22 protein-coding genes are annotated in these 23,953 nt (G+C 50.2%); 11 read left to right on the top strand and 11 right to left on the bottom strand.

Going from position 1 to position 23,953, the window contains the following annotated elements; all coding sequences use genetic code 11:
* Both AC2FNE_RS00575 and AC2FNE_RS00570 read left to right on the top strand, forming a co-directional pair.
* Entirely contained in the window at positions 1–471 is a 471-nt protein-coding gene (locus AC2FNE_RS00575; protein WP_254442450.1) for a TspO/MBR family protein, read from the top strand.
* A gap of 232 nt (positions 472–703) precedes the next feature.
* The gene (locus tag AC2FNE_RS00570) at positions 704–1,738 is read left to right on the top strand and encodes a zinc-binding dehydrogenase (RefSeq protein ID WP_170476341.1); all 1,035 of its coding nucleotides are present in this window, start codon (positions 704–706) and stop codon (positions 1,736–1,738) included.
* Positions 1,739–1,876: 138 nt separating this feature from the next.
* Here AC2FNE_RS00570 and AC2FNE_RS00565 read toward each other — a convergent pair whose 3' ends face one another.
* Positions 1,877–2,719: a nitroreductase family protein gene (locus AC2FNE_RS00565; protein WP_170604116.1), complete on the bottom strand. Its 843-nt coding sequence runs from the start codon at positions 2,717–2,719 to the stop codon at positions 1,877–1,879.
* Between the two features lie 124 nt (positions 2,720–2,843).
* Here AC2FNE_RS00565 and AC2FNE_RS00560 point away from each other — a divergent pair, with 124 nt between their 5' ends.
* The 6 genes from AC2FNE_RS00560 to AC2FNE_RS00535 are packed head-to-tail and all read left to right on the top strand — an operon-like array spanning position 2,844 to position 7,625.
* Positions 2,844–3,566, top strand: coding sequence for a succinate dehydrogenase/fumarate reductase iron-sulfur subunit (locus tag AC2FNE_RS00560; protein ID WP_437436809.1), 723 nt, complete (start codon positions 2,844–2,846; stop codon positions 3,564–3,566).
* A complete protein-coding gene (locus AC2FNE_RS00555) occupies positions 3,566–3,898 on the top strand; it encodes a succinate dehydrogenase (protein WP_170604118.1) in 333 nt (110 codons plus the stop codon). The genes AC2FNE_RS00560 and AC2FNE_RS00555 overlap by 1 nt, the downstream gene beginning before the upstream one ends.
* Entirely contained in the window at positions 3,895–4,248 is a 354-nt protein-coding gene (locus tag AC2FNE_RS00550; protein WP_496772308.1) for a succinate dehydrogenase, cytochrome b556 subunit, read from the top strand. The genes AC2FNE_RS00555 and AC2FNE_RS00550 overlap by 4 nt, the downstream gene beginning before the upstream one ends.
* 1 nt (position 4,249) lies before the next feature.
* Complete coding sequence (locus tag AC2FNE_RS00545) at positions 4,250–6,010, top strand: L-aspartate oxidase (RefSeq protein WP_170604122.1); 1,761 nt, start codon at positions 4,250–4,252, stop codon at positions 6,008–6,010.
* On the top strand, positions 6,007–6,963 hold the full coding sequence (locus AC2FNE_RS00540) for a fumarate hydratase (RefSeq protein ID WP_170476351.1): 957 nt from the start codon (positions 6,007–6,009) through the stop codon (positions 6,961–6,963). Before AC2FNE_RS00545 ends, AC2FNE_RS00540 begins: the two co-directional genes overlap by 4 nt.
* Positions 6,960–7,625 carry a fumarate hydratase C-terminal domain-containing protein gene (locus AC2FNE_RS00535; RefSeq protein ID WP_170604123.1) on the top strand — a complete coding sequence of 222 codons (666 nt, stop codon included), beginning with the start codon at positions 6,960–6,962 and terminating at the stop codon, positions 7,623–7,625. Before AC2FNE_RS00540 ends, AC2FNE_RS00535 begins: the two co-directional genes overlap by 4 nt.
* Here the strand turns inward: AC2FNE_RS00535 and AC2FNE_RS00530 are convergent.
* The 5 genes from AC2FNE_RS00530 to AC2FNE_RS00510 all read right to left on the bottom strand — a co-directional run bounded on the left by AC2FNE_RS00530 (position 7,622) and on the right by AC2FNE_RS00510 (position 12,459).
* On the bottom strand, positions 7,622–8,248 hold the full coding sequence (locus tag AC2FNE_RS00530) for a glutathione S-transferase family protein (protein WP_170604125.1): 627 nt from the start codon (positions 8,246–8,248) through the stop codon (positions 7,622–7,624). The genes AC2FNE_RS00535 and AC2FNE_RS00530 overlap by 4 nt on opposite strands.
* Before the next feature lie 44 nt (positions 8,249–8,292).
* The gene (locus AC2FNE_RS00525; RefSeq protein WP_170604127.1) at positions 8,293–9,036 is read right to left on the bottom strand and encodes a sulfite exporter TauE/SafE family protein; all 744 of its coding nucleotides are present in this window, start codon (positions 9,034–9,036) and stop codon (positions 8,293–8,295) included.
* The gene (locus tag AC2FNE_RS00520; protein WP_170476357.1) at positions 9,033–9,935 is read right to left on the bottom strand and encodes a LysR family transcriptional regulator; all 903 of its coding nucleotides are present in this window, start codon (positions 9,933–9,935) and stop codon (positions 9,033–9,035) included. The genes AC2FNE_RS00525 and AC2FNE_RS00520 overlap by 4 nt, the downstream gene beginning before the upstream one ends.
* A 289-nt stretch (positions 9,936–10,224) precedes the next feature.
* A complete protein-coding gene (locus tag AC2FNE_RS00515) occupies positions 10,225–11,334 on the bottom strand; it encodes an HlyD family secretion protein (RefSeq protein ID WP_170604131.1) in 1,110 nt (369 codons plus the stop codon).
* A gap of 237 nt (positions 11,335–11,571) precedes the next feature.
* On the bottom strand, positions 11,572–12,459 hold the full coding sequence (locus AC2FNE_RS00510; RefSeq protein ID WP_170476361.1) for an NAD-dependent epimerase/dehydratase family protein: 888 nt from the start codon (positions 12,457–12,459) through the stop codon (positions 11,572–11,574).
* Between the two features lie 420 nt (positions 12,460–12,879).
* Here AC2FNE_RS00510 and AC2FNE_RS00505 point away from each other — a divergent pair, with 420 nt between their 5' ends.
* Complete coding sequence (locus AC2FNE_RS00505) at positions 12,880–13,350, top strand: c-type cytochrome (protein ID WP_254442467.1); 471 nt, start codon at positions 12,880–12,882, stop codon at positions 13,348–13,350.
* 55 nt (positions 13,351–13,405) lie between these two features.
* Here AC2FNE_RS00505 and AC2FNE_RS00500 read toward each other — a convergent pair whose 3' ends face one another.
* The 5 genes from AC2FNE_RS00500 to AC2FNE_RS00480 all read right to left on the bottom strand — a co-directional run bounded on the left by AC2FNE_RS00500 (position 13,406) and on the right by AC2FNE_RS00480 (position 21,183).
* Entirely contained in the window at positions 13,406–15,079 is a 1,674-nt protein-coding gene (locus AC2FNE_RS00500) for a caspase family protein (protein ID WP_496804567.1), read from the bottom strand.
* Positions 15,080–15,267: 188 nt separating this feature from the next.
* Positions 15,268–17,100, bottom strand: coding sequence for a caspase family protein (locus AC2FNE_RS00495; RefSeq protein ID WP_496804566.1), 1,833 nt, complete (start codon positions 17,098–17,100; stop codon positions 15,268–15,270).
* Positions 17,101–17,142: 42 nt separating this feature from the next.
* Complete coding sequence (locus tag AC2FNE_RS00490; RefSeq protein WP_170604142.1) at positions 17,143–17,829, bottom strand: DUF928 domain-containing protein; 687 nt, start codon at positions 17,827–17,829, stop codon at positions 17,143–17,145.
* A complete protein-coding gene (locus AC2FNE_RS00485) occupies positions 17,826–19,736 on the bottom strand; it encodes a CHASE2 domain-containing protein (protein WP_170604144.1) in 1,911 nt (636 codons plus the stop codon). The genes AC2FNE_RS00490 and AC2FNE_RS00485 overlap by 4 nt, the downstream gene beginning before the upstream one ends.
* A gap of 505 nt (positions 19,737–20,241) precedes the next feature.
* Positions 20,242–21,183, bottom strand: coding sequence for a response regulator (locus AC2FNE_RS00480; RefSeq protein ID WP_170476373.1), 942 nt, complete (start codon positions 21,181–21,183; stop codon positions 20,242–20,244).
* A gap of 557 nt (positions 21,184–21,740) precedes the next feature.
* Between AC2FNE_RS00480 and AC2FNE_RS00475 the strand changes: the two genes are divergently transcribed.
* Positions 21,741–22,490 (top strand): acyl-homoserine-lactone synthase, encoded by a 750-nt coding sequence (locus tag AC2FNE_RS00475; protein ID WP_254442452.1) that lies wholly within the window; start codon positions 21,741–21,743, stop codon positions 22,488–22,490.
* Positions 22,491–22,774: 284 nt separating this feature from the next.
* Entirely contained in the window at positions 22,775–23,908 is a 1,134-nt protein-coding gene (locus AC2FNE_RS00470; protein ID WP_170604146.1) for a response regulator, read from the top strand.
* Positions 23,909–23,953: the final 45 nt, after the last annotated feature.

The following is a 23,953-nucleotide window of genomic DNA, read 5'->3' as shown; positions in this document are numbered from 1 at the left end:
ATGGGGGACAAGACGCAGATGAGTAAACTGGCGACACGCCTTGCCTTTCTTTTACTCGTCATCGGTGGAGGAATAACGGTCGGCATACTTACGGGTCCCGGAGAATGGTATGCAAACCTAAACAAGCCGGCTTTTAATCCGCCCAATTGGATATTCGGCCCGGTTTGGACCGTCCTTTACGTGCTAATCGCATTGGCAGGTTGGCGAACTTTCGAAAACAATCGTCCCTCTTTGGAAATGAAAATCTGGTGGGTTCAGCTCGGACTAAATTTTGTCTGGTCCCCCGTCTTCTTCGTCTTGCATCAACCGTGGGTAGCCCTTGGCGTAATAGTCTTGTTGTTAACAACAATTATCATATTCATACGGAGGAATTGGGTCGCGGATCGGGTTTCTGCCGTGGCATTTATACCGTATTTTTTGTGGGTCGGTTTTGCATCAATCTTGAATTTGTCAGTCGCGGTTTTGAATTGAACAGAAACTTTGCTGTCAAGAAACTTTGACGCACCGTTTGCAACCCGGCAATGGCTGCCCCTGGTTAAACGAAATGGATGCGGTCCCATTTAATTGTCCCTGGGGTGAACACTCGTCGTGACTTGGGCAGGAAGTAGGCTACAGTGACCCAACTTTGGAAAGCCATCGTTCTAACAAAAAAACCAGAGTCGTTGGCTTAGGCTCCTGTAAAAAGACGATTACGAGGGAAAAAATGCGTGCCGCAGTCGTAAGAGAATTCAACCAAGACTTATCGATCGAAAATGTTCCTTCCCCAAGTTGTCCAGAAAATGGCGTAGTTCTTGAGGTCGCCGCTTGCGGGATTTGCCGATCGGATTTCCATGGATGGGTCGGAGGACATCCAAAAGTTTCCAACGGCTCAATTCTAGGGCACGAATATTGTGGAACGGTTGTCGAAGCCGGCGCAAGCGCCAAGCACAATGTCGGTGACAGGTTAATTGCCCCGTTTATTCTGGGATGCGGAGATTGTCCTGCATGCCAGACAGGCGCATCTAACACATGCGAAAAATCCGTGGTTCCAGGGTTCGGTTCGCCTGGGGCCTATGCAGAATTTGTTGCGGTTCCATTTGACCACAACCTAGTACATCTACCGGACACTCTATCCCCTGCCCTTGCAGCCGGATTAGGCTGTCGGGTCACGACAGCATGGCACGCGCTGACGGATCGTGCGAATGTTCGCGTCGGTGAATGGGTTGCTGTTCACGGGACAGGTGGGATTGGATTGTCGGCTTTGCTTTTGGCCAAAATGCTTGGCGCGCGTGTGGTCGTAGTTGATGTCGTTGATGAAAAACTCACTCATGCAAAAGGTTTAGGTGCAGACGCAATTGTAAACGCACAACGGGACAACGTTGTTCAGGCGATTCAAGATTTAACAGACGGCGGTGCTCAGGTTTCCATCGAGGCGCTAGGTATCGAGGCGACGACGAATGCTTCTGTTGAGTGTCTGGCGACACTGGGACGTCATGTCCACATTGGCATGCCTTCTGGTGACGGGATGATGAATATCAACATGCGTGCTATCTATTCAAAACAGTTGGCGTTTTATGGCACGCGGGGTATGCCATCGTGGAAATACCCCTCGCTTTTAGGTATGATCGAGCGTGGCGATGTGGATCTTAGCCCAATGCTTGACAGGGAGGTAAACCTTTCTGATGCAAGCGCAGAGCTTCGCGCAATGAGCGGACCAACACCTCCTGGCACGGCGGTGATTACGAACTTCTCAAGTTAGTATATTCGCGTATGAACTAAAAATGGTTCTTTAGTTCAAGCTCATCAAATCGGTATTGAAAGCGTCGTAACTCGAGCTTTTCCAAGACTCTCCGAAATCCGGGCTGCTCATGCCTGAGCCTCTTGCACCAAAGTTTGTTCAGTCCAATGAAAAACCCTGAGCACGGACAAACTGCCCAAAGTTACCCCGTTCAGATTGGCTATATTGACGTACTTTGTCCTCAGACCATGCGTAGTTATTACTTTCGCCAAAGATCAACGGGTAACGCTGTTTACCATAAGGTTGCGCCATTGCCCGCTCTGCATCATAGCGATCAACCTTCTCAAGAATTTTGTCCTCTTGATAACGGTCAGTGTGACATGTGGCGTTCAATGGCAGGCGCTTTGAAACCGCTGGAGCTTCTGTAGGGAAGCCAAATGCCAGCCCTGCGAAAGGGAAAACATACTCTGGAAGGCCAAGGAGCACAGAAACCTCTGCAGCCTTATTGCGGACCGCACTAATCGGACAGCACCCAAGGCCAAGTGCCTCGGCAGCGGTTACAAAGGCGCCCAGTGCGATTGCGGCATCACCTGTTGCATTGAAGAACGCGTCGAGGTGATCGTTGGCAAATGGGATTCCGCGTCGTTCGTGCAAAAGCCTTTGGCGGCGGTTATTGCCACAAAAAACGGCCATCATCGGTGCCTCGGCCACCCAATCCTGATCCTCTATAAGGTCCACAAGACTCCTTCGAACGATCGGAGACTTTAGCAGCACGATATCGCGTTGCTGCAAATCGCTTTTGGTTGGCGCCGCAAGAGCGACCGCGCACAACATTTCCACCCACCCATCTGGCACGGTTTTGTCTAAAAACGTCCTGCACGAACCACGTGCCGCCATCGAGTCAATAAGATTGCCATGCGGTTCGGTTCCATCAAGCCTAGGCGCATCGCTGAACCGGTAATCAAGCAATTGCTGCAGTCCGAGATTTGTTTCGTTTTTCATGACTTCAATTCTTGTCTATTTCCCATGCAAGCTCTGCTAACAAAAACCGAAAGAAAAATTCGCGGTTATTGAGCTCGGCCATCCAGTATAGTGACAGTGAACCTTTTGGAAGGCATCCCAATCAGTGACTGAACAAACCATCAAGGCAACAATCGAGCGCGGCCCGAATGCTCAGGGTTCTCAGACGAAATTTGATGTGCCGGCTTACGACAATCAAACCGTTTTGGATGTAGTTTCATGGATACAACAAAATATTGATCCGACCCTCAGTTATCGCTTTGCTTGCAGGGTCGGGATGTGTGGTAGCTGTGCTATGATGGTTAACGGTGTCCCGCGCTGGACATGCAGAACGCATATTTCCAAAGTGCTGGTCGGGAACGAGGTTACGATAGCTCCGCTCCGAAATCTGCCAGTTGTCAAAGATCTTGTGGTCGACATGGACGCTTTCTTTGACAAATGGATAGCGGCAGAAGGTTTGCACCACGGAGCGCTGACCCGCGAAGACCCGATTGCAAAGGTTGACCCCACATCCTCTGCCAGAGTTGCATCGGATGCGGGGGTTGAATGCATCAATTGCGCGGTCTGCTATGCTGCATGCGACACGGTTTCAGTCAATCAAGAATACCTAGGCCCAGCGGCTCTGCAACGCGCATGGACGTTGTTGAATGACACCAAGGACAACGGGCGGGAAAAAATCCTTGATGCGGTGACAGGAGCCGGAGGATGCCAAAATTGTCACTCAATGGGTTCGTGCACAGCTTACTGCCCGAACGAGCTTGACCCGATGTCCGCAATTGCAGGGCTAAAGAGGGAAAGCGCCAAGTCATTTTTCAGAAAGGGTCGTTGATGCTCAGCATGCGTCTTTACATGCTTCAGAGAATTACCGCTGTAGCAATGGCGCCTTTGGTTCTAGGGCACCTGTTAGTGATGATATACGCCGTACAAGGAGGGTTAAGCACAGCCGAAATTCTGGGGCGAACCAAAGGGTCGTTTTTTTGGTTCCTGTTCTATGGCACCTTTGTACTTGCCGCCTCGATCCACGGTGCCATTGGATTGCGAACGATCGTCTCTGAATGGGCGGGACTAAAAGGCTTGGCTTTGAACTGCTTTGGTTGGCTGACATACGTGGGACTTTTTGTATTGGGAGCGCGCGCCGTTTGGGCGGTGACTTTCGCATGAAGGCGTCCAAGAGCATCACGCCGCGTGCGCATCCTCTCTGGCTCGCTTACGCACTGCACAGGTTATCGGGGTTGGGTTTAGCTTTGTTCCTACCCTTGCATTTTTGGGTATTGGCACTGGCTGTGACAAATCCCGGGCAGCTGGACAGGTTTTTGCAGCTCACGGATTCTGGGATTGTAAAGCTGGCAGAATTCGGATTGGTGTTTCTGCTTGCTGTCCACTTTTTCGGCGGCTTGCGGCTGATCGCGCTGGAATGGTTACCTTGGACCGCACCACAAAAATCCTTGGCTGCAGGTGCCGCTGCTGTTTCGTTCATGGTTGCAACACTATTCCTTTTGAAGGCTATCTAACATGCGTGTTTCCGAAATCGAAAGACACGACACAGATATACTGATCCTTGGCACCGGCGGCGCGGGCCTCTTTGCTGCGTTGCACGCAAAGCAAACCGCGCCCGAGGCCACGAAAATAACCATCGCTGTCAAGGGGTTAATCGGCAAGTGCGGTTGCACAAGGATGGTACAGGGCGGTTACAACGTTGCCTTGGGCGGCGGCGACACGGTCGAGCGTCACTTTATGGATACTATCAACGGCGGCAAATGGTTGCCCAATCAAGACATGGCTTGGCGGTTGTGCGAGCAGGCCGTTGTGCGAATACGGGAGCTGGAAAACGAGGTTGGCTGTTTCTTTGACCGCAACGCAGACGGCTCGTTGCACCAAAAGGCTTTCGCTGGACAAACAGCGGATCGCACCGTTCACAAGGGGGATCTGACCGGCATCGAGATCATTAATCGGTTGATGGAAAAAGTTCTCGCTTCCGGCGTAGAAAAACTGCAGGAGCACCGCGCCGTTGGGCTGATACCAACGAAAGACGGTGCGGCACTTGCAGGTGTTCTAATGATCGATATGCGCACTGGCGCATTTCGTTTCGTGCGCGCCAAGACTGTCTTGATGGCTACAGGCGGCGGGCCGACAATGTACAAGTACCATACGCCGTCTGGTGACAAAACGATGGACGGGTTGGCCATGGCGTTACGCGCAGGCCTCAAACTGCGGGATATGGAAATGGTGCAGTTTCACCCGACGGGCCTGTTGGCCGGCGATCACACGCGAATGACCGGTACCGTTCTTGAAGAAGGCTTGCGAGGTGCTGGCGGTCAATTGGTCAACCATGCGGGTCAGCGGTTCATGTTTGACTACGATGCCAATGGCGAACGTGCGACCCGCGATATTGTAAGTCGCGGCATTTATGCTGAGATGCGAAAGAACAATAACCCGGACCAAGAAGGCGTATTTATTTCCATGTCGCACCTTGGCCCCGAGAACGTGCGCCAGAAATTCAAAGGGATGGTCAAGCGCTGTGCCGACAGTGGCTTTGATCTGGCGGCAGGAAAGGTCGAAGTCGTGCCGACAGCGCATTACTTCATGGGTGGTGTCGTGGTCGACGTTGACACGCGCACCGCAATGGAGGGGCTTTACGTAGCTGGTGAAGACGCAGGCGGAGCGCATGGTTCAAACCGTCTGGGTGGTAACGGAGTTGCCAACTCAACGGTTTATGGCGGCATAGCTGGCGACACTATGGGTGTAGATGTAAAGAAACACGTATATTTTCGCGATCCTGATAATGATGTCCTCGCCGCGGAATTGGATCGTGCGGTTTATCCCCTCCGTCAGAAACCTGATCTGATCATGCCATTGCGCCGTAAACTGCAAGATTGCATGTGGGACAATGTGGGTGTGATGCGTACCGAAGCCGGGATGAAGCAAGGGTTGGGAGGAATTGCACAAGTTTCAGCAGAGTTGATGACCATCGGGGTAGACGGAAGTAATCTGGCGTTTAACTTAACGTGGCACGATTGGCTAAACCTTCGATCCTTGTGTGATATATCTGAGGTTATAACCAAAGCCGGCCTTGCCCGCCAAAATTCCAGAGGCGCTCACTACAGGGAAGACTTTCCTGAGCCCGGCGCGATGGAGGACAGTGAGTTCACTGTAGCACAGATGCAAAACGGAAACGTCTCTGTGATGCGTGAACCCGTTGAATTTACTATAGTAAAACCAGGTGAGACAGTTTTGCCTGCAGATGCACCCGAAACCTTGGTGGCGACGCAATGATACCGATAAAGCTTATCCAAGAAACCGCGGAAACCCTTATGGACAAGGCCGCGATTGAGATTCCGCAAGATTATCTTGACGGACTGCAAGAGGCCGCGAGGACAGAGGACGGCGATCTGTCATCCTTCGTATTAAAGGCCATGCTCGACAACTATGAGGCAGCAAAAGAAGACCGCCGTGCGATGTGCGGTGATACCGGCGTTCCACGCTGGTTTGTAAAGTTAGGCAATGAGGCCCGGGTCGAGGGGGGAATGGTTGCGCTTGAAACTGCGCTCCGCCGCGCGACGGCCAACGCGACGAATGGCGTTCCTCTTAGGCCCAATCGTGTCCACCCTCTTTGGCGAACAGATCACGATAACAACGTCGGTATCGGTGCTCCCGAAATCGAATATGGTTTTGAACCGGGGGGGGATTGGATCGACCTGATCACCGTGCACAAAGGTGGCCTTTTTGGAACGGATTACAGGATGCTATTTCCATCGGATGGCATTCAGGGGATCAAACGTTTCTATCTCGATAGTCTGATGGCATTCGGTAAGCGTGGACTGGCTTGCCAGCCGGCGATCATTGGAATCGGACTGGGGGGTTCAAAAGATATTTGCATGACTTTGGGCAAGCGCGCCTCGACACTGCGCGTCGTCGGATCGCGAAACTCTGACCCTGAAATCGCCAAGATGGAGGACGAGTTCAAGCACTTAGGCAATTCCATTGGTATGGGTGCGATGGGCTTTGTCGGAAAAAACATGGTGATAGATTGTAATATCGAGGTCGGGTACTGCCACACGGGCGGCATGCCAATGTCCGTGCATGCCTTTTGCTTGTCATCCCGTCGCGCAGTTGCACGTGTTTACGCAGATGGGCGCGTGGAACATCGAACGGATCCCGACTGGTTCACAGATTATCAGCGTCGGGAAACGATCGATTGGGAACCAATGCATGAGGCCGCAGAATGAGCCCACGAGAAATCCACCTATCAACCACCCCGACCCCCGAAGCTATCGCAGGACTGCAATTAGGCGACGTCGTATATCTGGACGGCCTGATGTACACCGCTCGCGAAGGCGTTTACATGCGCGCGCTGGAAGAAAAGGCCAACATCCCTATGGAGTTGCCCAGCCAGTCGGCAGCAAATTTCCATTGTTCACCGGCCGCCAGAATTAATGCAGACGGTTCTTTCGATATGGGGGCCGTGACAGCAACTGCTTCATTCCGCTTTGCCAAATGGCTGCCAGAGTGGATGGCGAAAACCGGAGCAAAGTTAATTGTCGGCAAAGGCGGCATGACCTCAAGGGATTATAAAGATTACTTCGTACCGAACGGCGCGGTGTATCTTTCCACAGTCGGTTACGGTACTGGCGCATTGTTGGGTCGAGGAGTCGAGAATGTAGAGGCCGTGCATTGGAACGAAGAACTTGGACTTGCCCAAGCAATGTGGGTAATCAAATGCAACAAAATGGGTCCTTTCATTGTCGCCTCTAACCTCAACGGGGAATGCTTGTTTGAAAGGGAGAACGCTAAGATCGCCGAAAACGTGGCGCGCGTTTACGAAGGCACCAAGCCCGCCGTTCTAAAGCGCTATGGCGAGAGTGACGACCGGACAGACGAGGTGATTTAGAAACCTTCGATTTCGTGCTCGGCAAGAACCTTTTGCGTCGCTGACCTTGCACACATTTCTTTCGCGTGCGCCTGAAGGCGGCGTAAACCGACCGACGATTCATGAACCCCGCGAAGCCAACCCTGAAGTAAGAACAAATAAGGGTCGCAGAAACTGTATCGTGATCCCAATGCCCACGGTGACAACGGCAATGTCGCCTCCAAAAACTCCGCGCATTCACGTAAGTTTTGGGGTGCTTTGTCTTTCATATCCCGAATTGAGCTTTGTTGGTCCGCCCACCTTTTCCCTCTTTTGTGATGAGCGAAAGCAACATGCACCGTTGAGCATAAATAGGCGCACAGTGATCTGGCTTGTGCCTGCACAAAAGCGCCGTCCGGCAGAAAACCAAAGTCCCGATGAATTGCCGCTATGTATTCGAGAATGGCAGGATTTTCAGTGACAATTCCTTTGGAGGTTTCCAAAACTGGTAGGCGACCTTTTTGGTTGAGCTTAAGGAACGGTTCAGAAAGATGCTCTCCGTCGGAAATTGAAATCTCGACCGCTTGATAATTCGCTCTGACTTCCTCTAGCAAAATATGGGCAGCCAGCGCAGACGAACCTTTTGAATAATAAAACTTCAACATCTTCTGCGCCTCTCTAATAAAAGGAATAACCGCCAATGGCAGGGCTATAAGATCTCGCTCGCTAAAATTCCCAATCCCATCAGTAGTGTAAGAATAATTAGCAGCCGCCGAAAACCAGTATCGCTTAGCTGGTGAAATACTGCGATGCCAATCTGGGCCGCTATCAACCCACAGGGAACCGTTATTAGTAACGCCGTTAAAGCGATGTCGTCATAGGCACCTCTGAAAAAAAGAAGACTGACGGTCGTGGTCAAAATAGCCACGTTATAAGGTTGTAAAACCGCGCGTGTTTCTGCCTTGGTCCAAGGCCGCAGGGATAGCCACATTGCCGGGAAAGCACCCGAGACTGACGCGGCACCGCCAAGCACTCCGCCGACAAGCCCTATCAGCGAGTCGATCCACGGTGTCGTACGCGTGAAAGCTGGTAAAGACGCGCGGAACCCAAAATAGCTGCCATAAAGAATAAGCATTACCGCGATTGCGATCCGCAATGCCCCAGCATCGATAACCACAAGCAATGAAAGGCCGAGTGGTACACCCAAAAGCCCCGGCATCAAAAACCGGAATAGCCTTCGCGGTTGCGCAAAAATTTCGTGGCGAACGATCCAAAGACCCTGCAAACCAGCCAAAACCGACATCAATGCAACGATAGCAACGGCCCTAATCGGGTCGAGAACCATTAGGTAAAACCCTAGCGCGAAGAGGGCAGTGCCAGAACCTGATAATCCGTTGATAAACCCGCCTGCAAAAGCACCCATCAGAAGGTAGACGACAAATTCTGCACTCATAAGTTCTCGATCGGTTTGTTTCGTGAAGCTATGCTAATGACCTTTGTCAGCGCCCGAAAAAGTTCATCAAGCGCCTGCATCTTTAGCTGGTTTTCCTGATGCACAAAACCGAGCGTTCTGAAGGGAGCATCTGAACCAAGATTCAAACGTTTTACGGGAACCGCGTCCTGCGGCTTGACAGCAAGATCCGGGACGATCGAAACGCCAAGGTTTGCGTGAACCATGCTGGAAATTGCTTCTGGGCTATCCAATTCCATGGTCTCATTGACTTGAATGCGATGCGCCATAATCCAGTTTTCGATAAGCGTTCCGACAACTGCGGTGCGGTCAAAGCGGATAAAGGGGCGTATTTTCAACAGCTCTACAGGATCTTCGATTGGCTCTTCTATTGCAGCTATCAGCTGCATCGGTTCACGGGCTAACTCGCGAAAAACAACGCCTGCTGGCAACAGATGCGGCTTGGACGTGATCGCAGCATCAAGATTTCCACGTTCAACTTCGGCAAGCAACGAACTGGTCAACCCGGGGCGAATATGCAAGCCAATATACGGGTAGTTTGACTTAAGCTCCGCCATTGCCCTTGGTGTTAAACCAGTCAAAGTGGTGCGAAGTACCCCCAAAGAAATGGTGCCACTCAATCCGCCGTCATTTAATACAGAAGGCACCAAGTTGTCATAGTCAGATATTAAGTTTCGAGCCTTAACAACAATCTGACGGGCAATTGGGGTTAATTGCGGTGTTCTGGTATCCCGGTTGAACAGCTCGACCCCAAGATCAGATTCCAAGGCCTGCATTTGCTGACTAACAGCTGCATGCGTCACGTGCACAATGTCTGCGGCTGCGCTAAACGTTTCCGCTTCTGCAATTGCGACCAATGTACGAAGCCTTCGGATAGTCATTTTTCGCGCCCAAGTTTAAGAAAAACTGTCTATAAAGAATCTCGATTAAGATAAATGTTAATGAATGCTTACAAACGAAGCCATTGGTAAAAATTTTAATCCACCAGTACGGTTTTTTTCGGCTTAAATTCCCAACCTTTCAGGACTAGGCCACTAAGAAGTGTCCAATTTACAGCGAGCCTTGCTTGAACGTTCGAACCTATGGCGGTCGAACTAAAGGTTAGGGTTTGCGACAAAAAAGAGTATCTTAGGTGCGAATAGAGCCTCGCACTCCCAGTCGACTGAGGTATCACAAGTAATTCAGTTTCTTTGTGACCCAGAAGAGTATCTCGGCAAGAATACCAATTGCACCGGCCTTTTCAGTCATCACAAGTGCCGTACCAGACGTTCCAAAAGGCAATGCTTTCAGCGTAACGTTATCGGGCAATTCAACCAACACAGGATAGCTGGAAATTCCGGCAAGTTCCCGGATCGACGGCAGGCCAGTCCGCAAGTCGATCGTCCCCTCTGAGAAACCAACTGGCATTGCTGTAATCGTGCCGACCAATTCAGTCCCCGGCTGAGTACGCAGCGCAAGACGGATTTCATCGCCGACATCAACATTGCCCAAGCTTGACTGTGGTAGCGAAGCGACAAGGGCAAAGTCAGCCGGGTCAATAAATGTTATAGCTGCCTGAAGCGTCGTCGCGCGATTTCCGGGGCGCAAAGTAACCGCGCTGACAAGACCGTCGCCAGGCGCACGGACTTCTGTCTGTTCAAGGTTCCATTTGGCCTGCTCCAGCGCCTTTTCCGCTTCAACGACTTCAGCGTCCCGTCCGTCGATCGTTGCGGAAATCCGGCGTTCCAGTCCCGCTTTACGAGCTTCCGCAGCACGAATGCCGGCGGAAAGCTGGTCAATGGTGGCAACGGCTTCTTGAAGTTGAAAGGTCGTCGAAGCGCCTCTTTCCTCTAATTCTATTATGTCATCACGCCTTTGCTCTCCGAATAGAAGCTGCACATTGAGTGAATCGATTTCCGCTTCTGCCGCAGCAAGATCTGTTATCAACTTGTCCGCCGAAGACTTTGCAGTTTCAAGTGATGCCTCAAGTCGCGACACTTCGGCGGCAAAAATTTCAGGATCAATTTTGAATAGAAGATCACCCTCGCTGACAGATTGATTGGCTTCGACTGCAACTTCAATGACTGTGCCCGAAACATTTGGAGCAATATTTGTCTCGATGCCTTGCACCGAAACTGGTCCCGTTGGCGTTGTGTGATTCAAGGCACCAACAACAACGAGCGCAATCACTGCGGCACCTCCGTAGGCTACGGACTTCCAAAAACCATTCCACGGTAGGAGCTTCAGTTTTGCAAATAGCAACCAGATAAGACCGAAATAGAGGCCAAGCACTATCAGCATCGATCAACCTCGCAATATTTGCTTCAACCTGGAGCGGTGAAAGAACCCTCAACCGCTAATAAGTTCGAACTATGCATTAACACACGGCAAATTGGAAACTTTTCAAGGGAGTTCTCATGAACCTGCGTTGGCCCTTCAAAAGGCCCCCAAATGGCGAGTTGAGAACAAGGACGCCACATTGAGAAAACTGTCTGTGCCCAATCGATTACAATCGAAAATATTGATGGTCGGAAATACCTATTTTCCCAATATCTGACGCCAACTGTATTTTGGTTCAAATCCGACTAAATCCTTGGCCTTCTTATTTGAGTAAAAAGTCTCAGAAGACCCCATCGGTTTTACCGGAACATCTTTATAAAAGGATTCGATCAAGTCACTGGTCGGAACATCGACTGAATGATCGTCGTTTGATACATTGAATATTTGATAACCCAGACCATCAGTCTTTAAGCAACACTCAACCATGTGACCAAGGTCGCGGGCGTCGATATAGGCAAAAATGTTCCTGCGTCGCACTTCTGGGTTAGCAATATAATGTGGAAAGTCGCGTTCGTATTCGTGTGGCTCGATTACGTTGTTTATCCGCAGCCCATATATATCAAATCCGGAACGGCACTGAAAACTTCGTGCTGTTACTTCGTTAACGACCTTTGACATTGCATAACTGTCTTCGGGAACAACCGGATGTTCTTCGTCGACTGGCAAGTATTCCGGTTTGCGTTCGCCGTCAGCAAAACAAACGCCATAGGTGGTTTCCGACGAGGCAAATACGATCTTACGGACACCAAATTTTACCGCCGCATCTATCATATTGTAAGTACTCAACGTGTTTACTCGATAGCATTCATTGTCCGACGTCATCAGTAGACGGGGCACCGCCGCGAAATGCACGACAGCATCGTACGACGGAACACCTGTACCGGCTTCCAACTCATCGTATCCCGCATAGGCGCCCATAATGTCGTACACTTGGCCCGCGTCGGTGATGTCGGCCAAACGGTCGCTGACTCCCGGGTGGTTCAGGGGCACTTTATCGACGTTTACGACACGGTGGCCCTGAGCAGCGAGATAGGCGACAGCATGCCGCCCTGCTTTGCCCGATCCGCCGGTAAATAAAATGCGCATTGGAGCCCCCTTAACTATGCCTTGTGCGGAATACCTGATTTGTCCGCCCAACTATTAATTCAATAAATCCCTTGAAAAGGTAAAGCCACCTGAATAGCGAAAATTTGCAGACAAAGGAGATGATCACAGCCTGGATGAAAAAAACACTCTGAACCCGTTTTTAGCGTCGCGCGAGAGTTATGTGATCCACATCAAGGCGACTTGCGAATAAAAGCCCCAATAAGTGAATGTTAAGTGGTAAAATCGCTTAAATCGAGCTGTTGACAGTCGGCAGCCAAAGACTTTTCGGGATGACAGAATGGCTTTTGTTAAAGGTCCAAGACACAATCAGCAGGATATCAATTCAGGCTCTTCTGTGCTGGCGATGTTAACGCGAAGCAGATCACCAATTCTGCAGCGGCCTAATGATTGGTGCAAAACATGAAAAGAACCTGTCAGATTTTTTCACAAATGGCTGACGTTTTAAGATTATTTGGCAACGCGGTTGTTCTATACGTGTGCTTGATCGCCTCCCAGTCTTTTGCAGAAACAGATTCTACTCAAGGCAAAACCCTGTACATAGATTTCTGTGCCAGATGCCACGGTCTCGATGCCGGCGGAAATGGTCCTGACGCCGCCGATCTAGAAACCCAACCCTTGGATTTGAAAAAAATAGCCGATCGCAGAAACGGTGTTTGGCCAATGCTTGAGGTAATGTCAATTTTGGATGGCTATTTGAAATCCACCAACCCGCGCGATGATATGCCTGTTATCACTGAGTTAAATGAAGGTCCAACTATAGAGTTTGATACTGGGAACGGTTTGGTTACGTCAGTTCCTGCCAAGCTTGTAGCGTTGACTGAATACTTGGAAGCCATCCAATCTCCAAAACCCGAGAGTTACGTACCCTGAAGGTCGCTCAGGCAAGCGCTCAGCAACTAACGGCCAGCGAACATATTTAGAGGCGTCAGTTCGCTCGGCGGATTAAAAAATTCAGAAAGAACTGACCGTCAATTCGGCGGGGTTCGTAGACCAACCTTCGACCCGGCTCCAAGCCTTGGGGTAGTTTGACATCAATTCGAACTTTGTAAGGCGTCACAGGTGGGCCAAAATGCGAACTGAGGGTGAAACGCAGGTTCAATTGGCCGTCATCGTCAAATGAACCTTTAAAGTCCTTAAACCAGGGCCCTCCTCCGGTGAACGCCTGAGCCGAAACCAAAGTCAACCTGTTTCCATTCCGATTAATCCTCATCGAGGCCAGCGGTTCAACTTTACCGGGGTAATAGGCCGAGTCTGGGCGGTTTGTCGTTTGCCAATAATCGTCGTCCCATCGACGCCTAATCGAAATTACATAATCTCCGTTAAAGGTCCTCGGTACCGCTGTGGGAACCTCCGCACAAACGCGCCCGTTTTCCTTTCTGAGAGCTGAGAGTGTTTCCTGCGTTTCCCAGCCATCGGCACGTAGCCCAAGATTCTTTCTCGCACTGCGATACCTCGAAAATGCCGATCTGGTGCGAGGCCCCGCCACGCCATCTGCTGCGCCAGCGCTGCATCCAACGCGGTTCAGCTCGGTCTGAATATCACGAATTAGGCTACGAGTTTGCTCGGCATTGTCTTTCTCCGTCGGTGGTGGCACCAAAGCTATTTCTTGCGAATTTCCGTCATCGTCTGAAAACGTCTTGGGCTGAACTTTTGCAAATAGGTCATCCCTCATAGAAAGGGCAAGCGCTACTGCAAAATGCTCATTTTGATTTTCATAACGCTTCAGAAATGCATCAATAGCTTCCAGTGTGGCAACCGATCGCGCCAACTCGAAGTCCGAATAAATCTGACTGGAGAGGCTCTCAGATACGCTTTGGTCAGGCCGCACTTCTGCGGCGGTCGGAACAAGAAAAATGTCTTCGCTGGGCAGAGAGCCGTAAGTGAATGGTTCCTGATATCCATCCGTCAGTTGATAAACAGTGTCCCGCACCTTGCGAAACATCTTGCCAAGTTCCAATCCGGGTTCCTCGATGTGTCTCAGCAATGCTGTAGCATAAGGGCTGTTACGTCCCTCGCCGTCCAGCGCCAAAGTTCCCCCTTTCGCCGCATAGCTTACCAAAACACCACTTGGATCAATTTGGCCCAGTCCCCGCTCAATGGACCTTGTTCCTGCCTCTCTTTGCATTGAAATGAGGAATGGATTGTTCCTACAGGCGTCAATCAAAACAAGTTTAAGCCCCTTGGCGGTCGAAATAGAACTGATGACAGCGTCCAATCTGATCGCTTCGAATTCGACATCCTGATCGCTTCGAAGCTCAGAATTTACAGGGATGAGGAAGTTGTTATTGTCGATTTCTATTCCGTGGCCGGCGAAATAAATAACGGCCATTTCCGCATCTCTTGCGTCTCTACTAAAGTCCCGTAGCGCAAGGCGCATTCCCCGATAATCCAGATTCTGGCTTTCCCAAACTTTGAAACCAATCCTTGCAAGAGCATCGGCAAGGTCTGCGGCGTCATTACCTGCATTCGGCAGATTTGCGACATGATCATATTTGGCGTTTCCGATGACCAGCGCGACTCGCTCGGTTCCAGCTGCGGCAATTACTGAACACGCAAACCACGCCGCAAAGAAAGCCAAAGTTAAAATCAGTCTACGCAAAAGCCAGAACGAACCGAAAACCAATTTACCCCCGGGGAAACCCAAATTGTCTCTTGTTCAGGATAACACAAATTGGGTTCTTTGCGAAAAAGCGCGTTAGGTCTATGAACGATTTCAAACTTGGCGATTAATACTCTGCAATGCTCCGAAGTCGACCTAAATTGCAGAACCTTTAATAATGCAGTTCATCATTGCAGGCTGCCTTTCAGCACAACCGAACGCACGTAACCACCTGATCCGTCAAACCATTTTGTCGGCACCACGTTACTGAGGTCACGCCGTCCGCGTGCTTCGTACTGGAATTGCGCATAAGCCTTGTTACCATTGCCATGCGTTCTGTTAGGCTTTGAGGGCAACCAGTTCGTGTATTTCACTGGTTCACCACTGTACCATCTCCAACCAATTACGGCATTGTCTTCTTTAGGATCCTTTCGGAAACCGAAATACGGCCCCGCCTTATAGCTGACATTCGTTTTACTGTCGTAGCCTACTGAAAAAAACGAAGGATCGTTGGCCATCATTCGCACAATAAATGCGTTCTCCTCGGCAGATGTTATTGATGCAAGGTCTACGCCACACTTTTGCGCTTCGTTGCGCGCGCCAAATAGGTTGCCCGAATACACCATTACGACATATAGATTGCCGCGAAACTTGCCGTAAATACTTTGGCGCAGACCTAAGCACTTTAAAATTCGCGTGATTTCTTCGGACTCGCCGAGCAAATCCAAATCTTCGGCGTTCTGACGCACTGCGAATGGGTTACTAATAAAGCTATCCTCACCCTGTTGAAATGTTCCCATACCCAAAATTGTAAGAACCGCAGGGTCGGCATATCCGGTTTGCTCAAGGCCATGAGCCGCCTGAAGTTCCTTTATCCCTGATCGCGACTTAGGGCCCAGCGCACCATCAGAGGCTCCAACGTCAAACCCGGCATCATTGAGATTGTCTTGCAACTGTTTTTTCCGTTCGCGCCCCGGTATTAGCGTGTCTTCAAGCGCAAGCAACAGCCCTCTCTCTTTCGCCCAGTCAGGAGTGATCTCGGTCATACGTTTCAACACTTCTGGTTCCGAGACCGGGACGGATCGGTATTTTTGGCGGATAAGGTCCCAACCGCGCATCGTGTTCGTTTTCATGGCGGCGGCGATCACGTCTTCTGTCTTCGTCGGAGCTGCCTCGCTGATCGGAGCGTTAGAGACTTGATTACTCGGCAACTGCATCGCGACCGGTTCACTTTTGGGAACCAGATAAATGTCCTCACCAGGAAGAGAACCATAGATGAAAGGTTCCTGAAAACCATCAGTCAGCTCGAAAACACGATCTCTGACACGTCGAAACATCTTGCCAAGCTCTAATCCGGGTTGCTCGATGTGTTCCAAAATAGCTTTTGCGTACGGACTATTCCGGCCATCGCCGTCCTGAGCCAACGTACCGCCCCGAGCGGCATAGCCGACGATTACACCGCCCGGCTCCACTGCCGCCAATCCGCGACCAATGGAGCGAGTGGAGGATGCCCTTGCCATCTGTGCCACAAACGGGTTGTTGCGGCAGGCGTCGACAAGCACAATTTTTAGTCCTGCGGTGTCGGAAATCGATCCGACGATTGCATCCAAACGAATAGCTTCGAATTCGACATCTCGGTCGCTTTTCAGAGTCGCGCTTACGGGTATCAGGTAGTTCGTGTTTTCAATTTCGATCCCATGCCCTGCGAAATACACAAGTGCAACATCGGCATTGGCTGCAACCTCGGCAAAGTCGCGCAATGCGATACGCATTCCGTTATAATCCAAGTCCTGACCCCTGGTAACTTGGAACCCGATGCGCTCCAGAGATCTCGAAATGTCCTCGGCGTCGTTGGATGGATTAGGTAAGCTGGAAACATGCTGATAGGCAGAGTTTCCAATTACAACAGCCACACGTTTCTCTGGTTCGGCGGCCGCATTGTCATACGCTGCCAAAAAACAGATCAGAGCAAATAACAAGAGTCGCGGAAAAAATGCTGAAAAAATCGCCCACTGAGACATCTTCTGATCCTCTTTCGGCATGCATAGCAAACGGTTTTTGCGTTATGGCAGGGACAAACCTGCAGATGATATCAATTCCCAAAAAGCCATATTCTCGTCAATTCGGACTCTACCCGACAATTCTGTTTCGACAAAGGGTGCCAGCGCATCAAACCACAAACCCTCTGCAGCCAACGCCGTTATGTCTTCTGGCGATTCAATTGTCAGTCCATCTGTCAGTTCAACATAACTTGTTACTTGCGAGTTTACTTGACCGGTTTGTGGATCGGACAACACGACGGTCCATTCGTAGATGGCTCCAGGCTCAAGAACAAAGTCGGAGCGCGCCAGATCCAGCGCATAATAACCTTTTCGGTAGCGGCTTTGACTTGTTTTCATTGCCCCATTTTGTGGCACTCCAACTCGGGCAATCTGCGCGTGCATTTGTCCGCCAAAAGTTTCACCAACAAACCAAACCAAAGGTGGTCGCTGAAGTGTCGTAAGACCCCCGCCCTTTGGAACAAGCAACGTCAAGATACCGTCTTGCTGTTCTATATCGCGGGTTGCTGCACCGACTCGATCTGCCGGTACACCATTGGGCGGGGGCTTGAAAACGATTGGCTTTGTCTTTGATTTCTGGTCGTTAGTCGACTGCTGGGCTGTCGCCTCGGGAAGGCTTGCGAAAAAATACAAAACGCTTAGCGCGCTCAGGAAAAAACACCTTATCGCTATCGACCTTTTCGAAATCATCGCGAAACCCCCCGTTTCGCCATTCCAATTAGCTGATAAATTTCAATTTCACTTTTTTCGTCGTCGTGTCGTAGTTTCCCAACGGGTTCGCAAACAACCAGACCTTCCGTTAGCTCCTTTAAATCTTCGCTCAAACATATTCGAGTTGCGTTCTTGTGTCGATCTTTCAGCGTTTTTCCAAAAGCTTCAATCCGAGAAGCAACATTCACGGTATCGCCCATGATGTTGTATTGAAAGCTACCCTTAGTTCCCAACGTACCACTTAATACAGTGCCGCTATTCAAACCGATCCTTACGTTGTAGTCAGCCAATAGCCCCGTTTGCCTGTTAAAATCTTCAACAGAGTCGGCGATTTGAAGTGCGGTACGGCAGGCGGCCACGGCATCATCGGTAATCTGATCTTTTGTGGTTCTGGGCACTGGTGCACCAAATACCACCAACACACCGTCTCCTGTGAACTTCTCAAGGAACCCACCATTTTCACGGGCGATGCGGCTCATTTCGTTGAGAATTCGACTTGCCCAGTTCATGAACTTCTCTGGGTCGGCTGAACCACCGACTGTCGTGGAACCTGCGAGATCTGCAAAAAGCACGGATACCTGAAGACGCATTGGGCGTGATCTTCCACCGGCAATTATGTAATCGCGCTCTTTCCATATCTGATCCGCCAACGCTGGCGAAAGGTGATCTGAAAACAACTGCGCTATGGCGCGTCTCTGACTGCGCGAAATCCATCCAACAATCAAAAACGTAATTAGAAAAGCAAGCAGCCACGCAAGCGACATCGGCACTACAGGCAACCAAAGGTCTCGCGACATAATTGCGGATGTCCCGGCAAAGATTGCCAAGCCAAACCCTGGACCCAAAAGAAGCGCGACGATAGCTGATCTTGATACGACACCCAACGTTGCGCCGCCAATCGCTGTAATCAGGAACAACACGGCTTGCGACACACGGTTCGGGCTTTTCAAAGGGATAGAACGCTGGGCCGCATAGTTTAACAATTGTTGAACAAATGCAGCGTGGATTTGCACGCCATATGTAAACAGCGATCCTGCCGAGCTATTCAACGGAGTCCTAAAGTCGTCTTTTATAGATTCACTGGTAACGCCAATAATTGCTACCCGGTTCCTGAGTTGATCAATTGGGACATCGCCGTTAAGCAAGTCTTTTGCTCTTACCATTTCCGCTATGGGTAATTCGTTTCCAAACTCCAATAATATTTGATAACCGGTGTCGTCTAACCCTCGATAGCTCCCAAATCCGTCGACCAGCCTTGGAACAGGTGTGTCGCCGAATAAGAGTACGCTAGGATCATCACTCCAGGCTTGAAGCTCGTTCTGAGCTAACGCCAAAAGTGCAAGCTTGGTACCCAATGCAAGCGACAAACCACTTTCTTGCCCCACCAAAACAAGGCCCCTGCGCGCCACGCTATCGTAATCTACTGGGATGTCAGCGAATCCCACACTGTCGGATTCATGAGCAAAATCCGGAGCCTCGATACTGTATCCGCCCGACGAAGCCAGTTTTGTGACCCACACCGCGTCGGCATCATTAAAGGCCGCCTTCAAACGTTCTCTTCCATCAACAACGGCATTGTCCCGGTAGATATCGACCCCAATTGCAGCAACTTTTGCATCGGTAAGGGTTTCGATTATCTCAGCAAGCTTTTGATCCGGTAGCGGCCAACCCCAGTTACGCAGATCCTCGTCAACAATTGCGATTACGACGGCGTCGCTACTTGGATGCTCAGACGCCATTGTACCAATCATCCAGTCAAAATGTGTAAATTCAAGCCGCTGCAGAGCACCCGAAGCTCGGATAACAAAAATACCAGAAAAAATTACTATCGATACAACGATTGCCAGCAAGAACAATTGCACCGGGTTAAGAACGCGGCTTTCCATTTTGTAACAATGGCTTCTTTTTTTTAGCTTGGGTAGGTTCTAAAATTTTTATGCTTTGGCGAAGCCAGACCAGCTACAGCAGCATTTGATGTGAATAGCCCAATAGAAACGCCCCTGTCTGATACGGACTGAAGCCCTCTTGGCACCCAGATCATTCTTGTCAAAGCTTATCAGCGCGGAGCTGCAACAGTCGCTGCCGGCATGAATTACGCCTATCCGGTGTGCAGGGCGTCATAGTCAGCGCACTTTCCCGGAACTTTCCCCAACATCGACGCGGCATTTGGGACATTGATGATCCTTATTGCAGGGTCAGCGACGATCTTTGTTTGTCATTTGCGTCGCTCCCAATCCATGTTCTGCTAAAACGTCAACTGCCGATTGCACACCCAGGCATCAAAAGGATGGCCGTGGCTGCCGGTTCGCAGGACAAGGAGGAGTCGCATTAGAACAAGAAGAAGTACTTCTTCCAGTTCCATTTTCAGATTTAAAAAATAGATGTTTGCCGCTAGGCGAAGTTCGCCGCTCGACCTTCAGACATTTCCGCCGTTTCAACAGCCTTGTCGATCAAATACAAAGCTTCCATTTTTGTCTTAGCTTCCAGCGGAACCTCTTGACCCACCTGGAAGTCCAGTGAAAGGTCGGTCTTAGCTCGTTCCGTTATCTTTTTCGAAACTTCTGGATTTGAAGAAATCAATCGATCAGCACTAGACTCGTGTTGATTGTCATAAATCACCAGGAATACGCCGTTACCCCAGTATGTCGCCACTTTACGCCCTTCTTGCGTTGCAGAAAGAAGCGCCGCCCCGGCTGACGCCATGGCCTTGCGAAATTCGCTGACAGAGCTTGATTTGTAAACTCGCTCTGCGTCCACGAATTTAACCGCGACGATCTTTGCCGCTTTCGAGTGCATTGTCGAAAGCTGAATGACGTAGTTCTCAAATTCAGCCAACCCAATGCACCCTGGCAAATCTCCAAAGTACTGCGGGTCGCTAAGCCGAACGTCAGGGTATACTTCAGAACCCAAATCTGCGTGTTCGTCCGCTTCAAACACTTCGATGGCCGCTCTGCGTTCCGCTGCCATTCTGTAAGCGTCCGAAAGTCTCTTTTTCAGATCGGAAAACTCAAACGGCTTTGTAACATAGTCTGTCGCGCCAGCTTCGAACGCCTCGTCAATATACTGCTTCTGAACCATGGCGGTTACCATGATGATCGGCGTATACGTATACCCGGGAAGCTTTCGGGCCTCTTCGCAAAGAGCAATGCCGTTCATTTGCGGCATCTGAACGTCGAGAAGTAAGCAATCAAAAGCTTCATCAGGGTTTGAAAGGATTTCAAGCGCTTCGTCTCCGCTCCGGGCGGTGACCACGTCTTTGTAGCCAAAAGCAGCTAACACGCTGTTCAGCAATTCCAAAATGCTCGGGTCGTCGTCTACAGCTAGTATACGCATAAGTATTCACCAAACTTTGCCACCTAACCAACCGCCGGGCATTGCAGACTAAGAGCAGCGGTTGATCGGTGAGAAAACTCTCAGGGTTGGGCAATCCTGTCGGACAAAGGCGGCAAAACGGTGACCTAAGGTAGGCTTCCCTGTGACTACCCGTATTTTTTGCGTATGCTTAACTACGCGTTCCTAACCGCTTTCACTTATCAGAAAATAACCGATATTTTTCCGGTGAAGGACCCGAACTGAGTTCGGCGTCAAGATCGTAGGAATAACCTGCCGACACAACAATCCAAAAATGCGTTGAACGCGAAAGATTCGGACTGTTTCTGGTTTAGATATTGCCTTTTCAAAGCCTTATAAGGCTTGGCGCATAAGAAAAGCTGTCAGAAACTGCAAGCAACACGAAGATTTCACTAGGGTTAAAGCTTAATATGCCACCCTTTCTGTTCCAGGGAGGTGATTAAGCCACACTTGTTTGGCATTTAAAAAATATTCCTCATAAGGTTGTGGACTTACCGAGTGGAATCTTGCCATAAGTGTGGCGAAATTATGAGAAAAATATGGACCGACCACTCAGGTATGAGCAGGCGTACCCCGTTCAGGAAGTTTTTCCGGACCTAAACCCTGCCAATGACACCACTGGCGCGCCGAAAGCTCCGGCGCGACGAAAATTGTTTGGATTCAATCGTAGCTTGCCAACGCCACTGGTTGAGCTGGGCGATATTCGTGCGACTACTATGAATTTTCGCAACATTCATGAACACGGAACGCTTCTTGCCAGATACCTCGAGACGCGAAAGTCCATCTTTATTGATCGGCTAAGGTGGCAGGTTTGCGAAGCGGATGGGATGGAATACGACCAGTATGACACTCCGGCGTGCAGCTGGGTGGTCCTTCATGAGTTCGGTGAAATCCTTGCTGGCGTGCGCCTGTTGCCCACCACGGCAAAATGCGGGGTGTACAGTTACATGCTGCGGGATGCACAAAGGGGGGTGCTGGCAGGCATACCCACTGACATCCTCTTTTTTGACGCTCCGGTAAAATCGAACATTTGGGAAGCATCAAGATTTTTTGTAGCAGATGGTGTTTCGTCAACTCGAAGGCTTGCAGTGCAACGAGAGTTGTTTCATCAAATGACTGTCGTCGCGAGAGAAAATGGAGCCTCAAGTATTCTGGGCATTGTTCCATCAGTTTGGTCGCGTTGGTCGAGGCGGTTGGGCGTAAATGCGTCTCCTGCCGGCGCTAAATTCTCTATTGATGGAACCGTAAGTCAGTCCGTTTTGTTCAACATCAATAGTGCATTAGAATAATAACGGTTTTGGCTTGTTCACAAACCTTTTTGGGGCATATTTCAGAAGAACCGATTGACCACCCGTTCTAAAGCATAGCCAAATCTGAACTCGCAGAAATTAGCGCTTTGGGTGTTCTGTGACTTGTTTTCCGCAGCCCGCAAGCCCTCTGCGTGCCGACTCCTGCCAAAATAAGGTCAAGAAATTACCCCTTTTCCCACGGGATTTCTGTATTTTTGCCGCTGTTTCGTCCCACTCGTCTCCTAGGCTGCATCCGTTAAAACTATAACAACGGTTCACCAGTGATGAGACATTCTGCCCTCGGTAATGATCGGTTCCAAAGCAAGTTGGAACTCCGAGCTCTTAAACAGGCGACGCTGAACGTTCTGGCCGTCGATGACGAGCCTAGTATCTTGGAATTGCTCCAATCGGCGCTTCCTGAACTTGAAAATTGCACCGTGACAGTTGCTGCTTCGGCCGCAGAAGCGCTTCAAAAAATTGAAGCCGCCGAAAAGCCTTTTGACTGCTTGCTTGTAGACATCCAAATGCCCGGAACCACTGGAATTGAGCTGCTTAGGCAAATCAGAAACACTCCTGGCAATCTTGAGACGCCGGTCATAATGCTAACCGCCATGAATGACAGGGCTTATATCGAAGAAGCCTTTTTAGAAGGCGCGTTCGACTATATCACCAAGCCTTTCGATTTCTTTGAACTGCGCAGCCGAATGAACGCAGCTCATCTGTTGATGATGGAAAGAATAAAGACCCAGTCTTCTTCGGCTTCGATTAAAAACCTGCGTGAAGAATTGGACTTCAATCAGCGTTTCAGCTTCGAGGATCCACTCTCGATCGAGGGTCTAGAGCGGTGTTTGCGTTATGTTGAATTTGATAACTATATCGAACAACTCTCACGGAGCAGCCGTTTTGATTCCTGGGTTACCGCAATCAAGCTGCGTGATGCCGAATATCGATTTGACCTGAATGATTTTGGCGCCTTCCGGCATGCGATCTCCGACATAGGCATGTGCATTGAAAAAACGTCACAAGCTGCCGGAGCAGTTTACTCCTATCGGGGTGCTGGCGTGTTTCTAGTAGTAACGCATGGACGAAAGAACACTGAAATGCTTCCAACCGAGGAGCACCTCAATAGGAAATTGAGGACGGTTCTCAGCAACCGTTGCGCCTCTGTTCATCTCAAAACAGTAAAGAGCTCGCCAGTCGCGATGCGCTCGTTTTCGAAGTCAGGCGCGTTTGTCGCCTTGAACAAGGCCCTGGAAAACGTGAAGGAGCGCGAAAGCGGACTAAGAAAAGGCATGGCTGCACTGTCGACGCATCATCCAGATTCCTCAACCAGCCGCAAACAAGAGGTCGAGGGAAGGCTGTTCGATACAGTGCTCAAGGAGATGTACGGCGACAATACCTATCTGGCCCGCAAATAGCGGCCAGTACCAAGTGTTCTGAGACCTAGCTAGACCCTTGTCAAA

The sequence above is a fragment of the Ruegeria sp. YKSD179 genome, from assembly GCF_059612885.1.
This window is presented reverse-complemented; position numbering and strand designations above follow the sequence as displayed.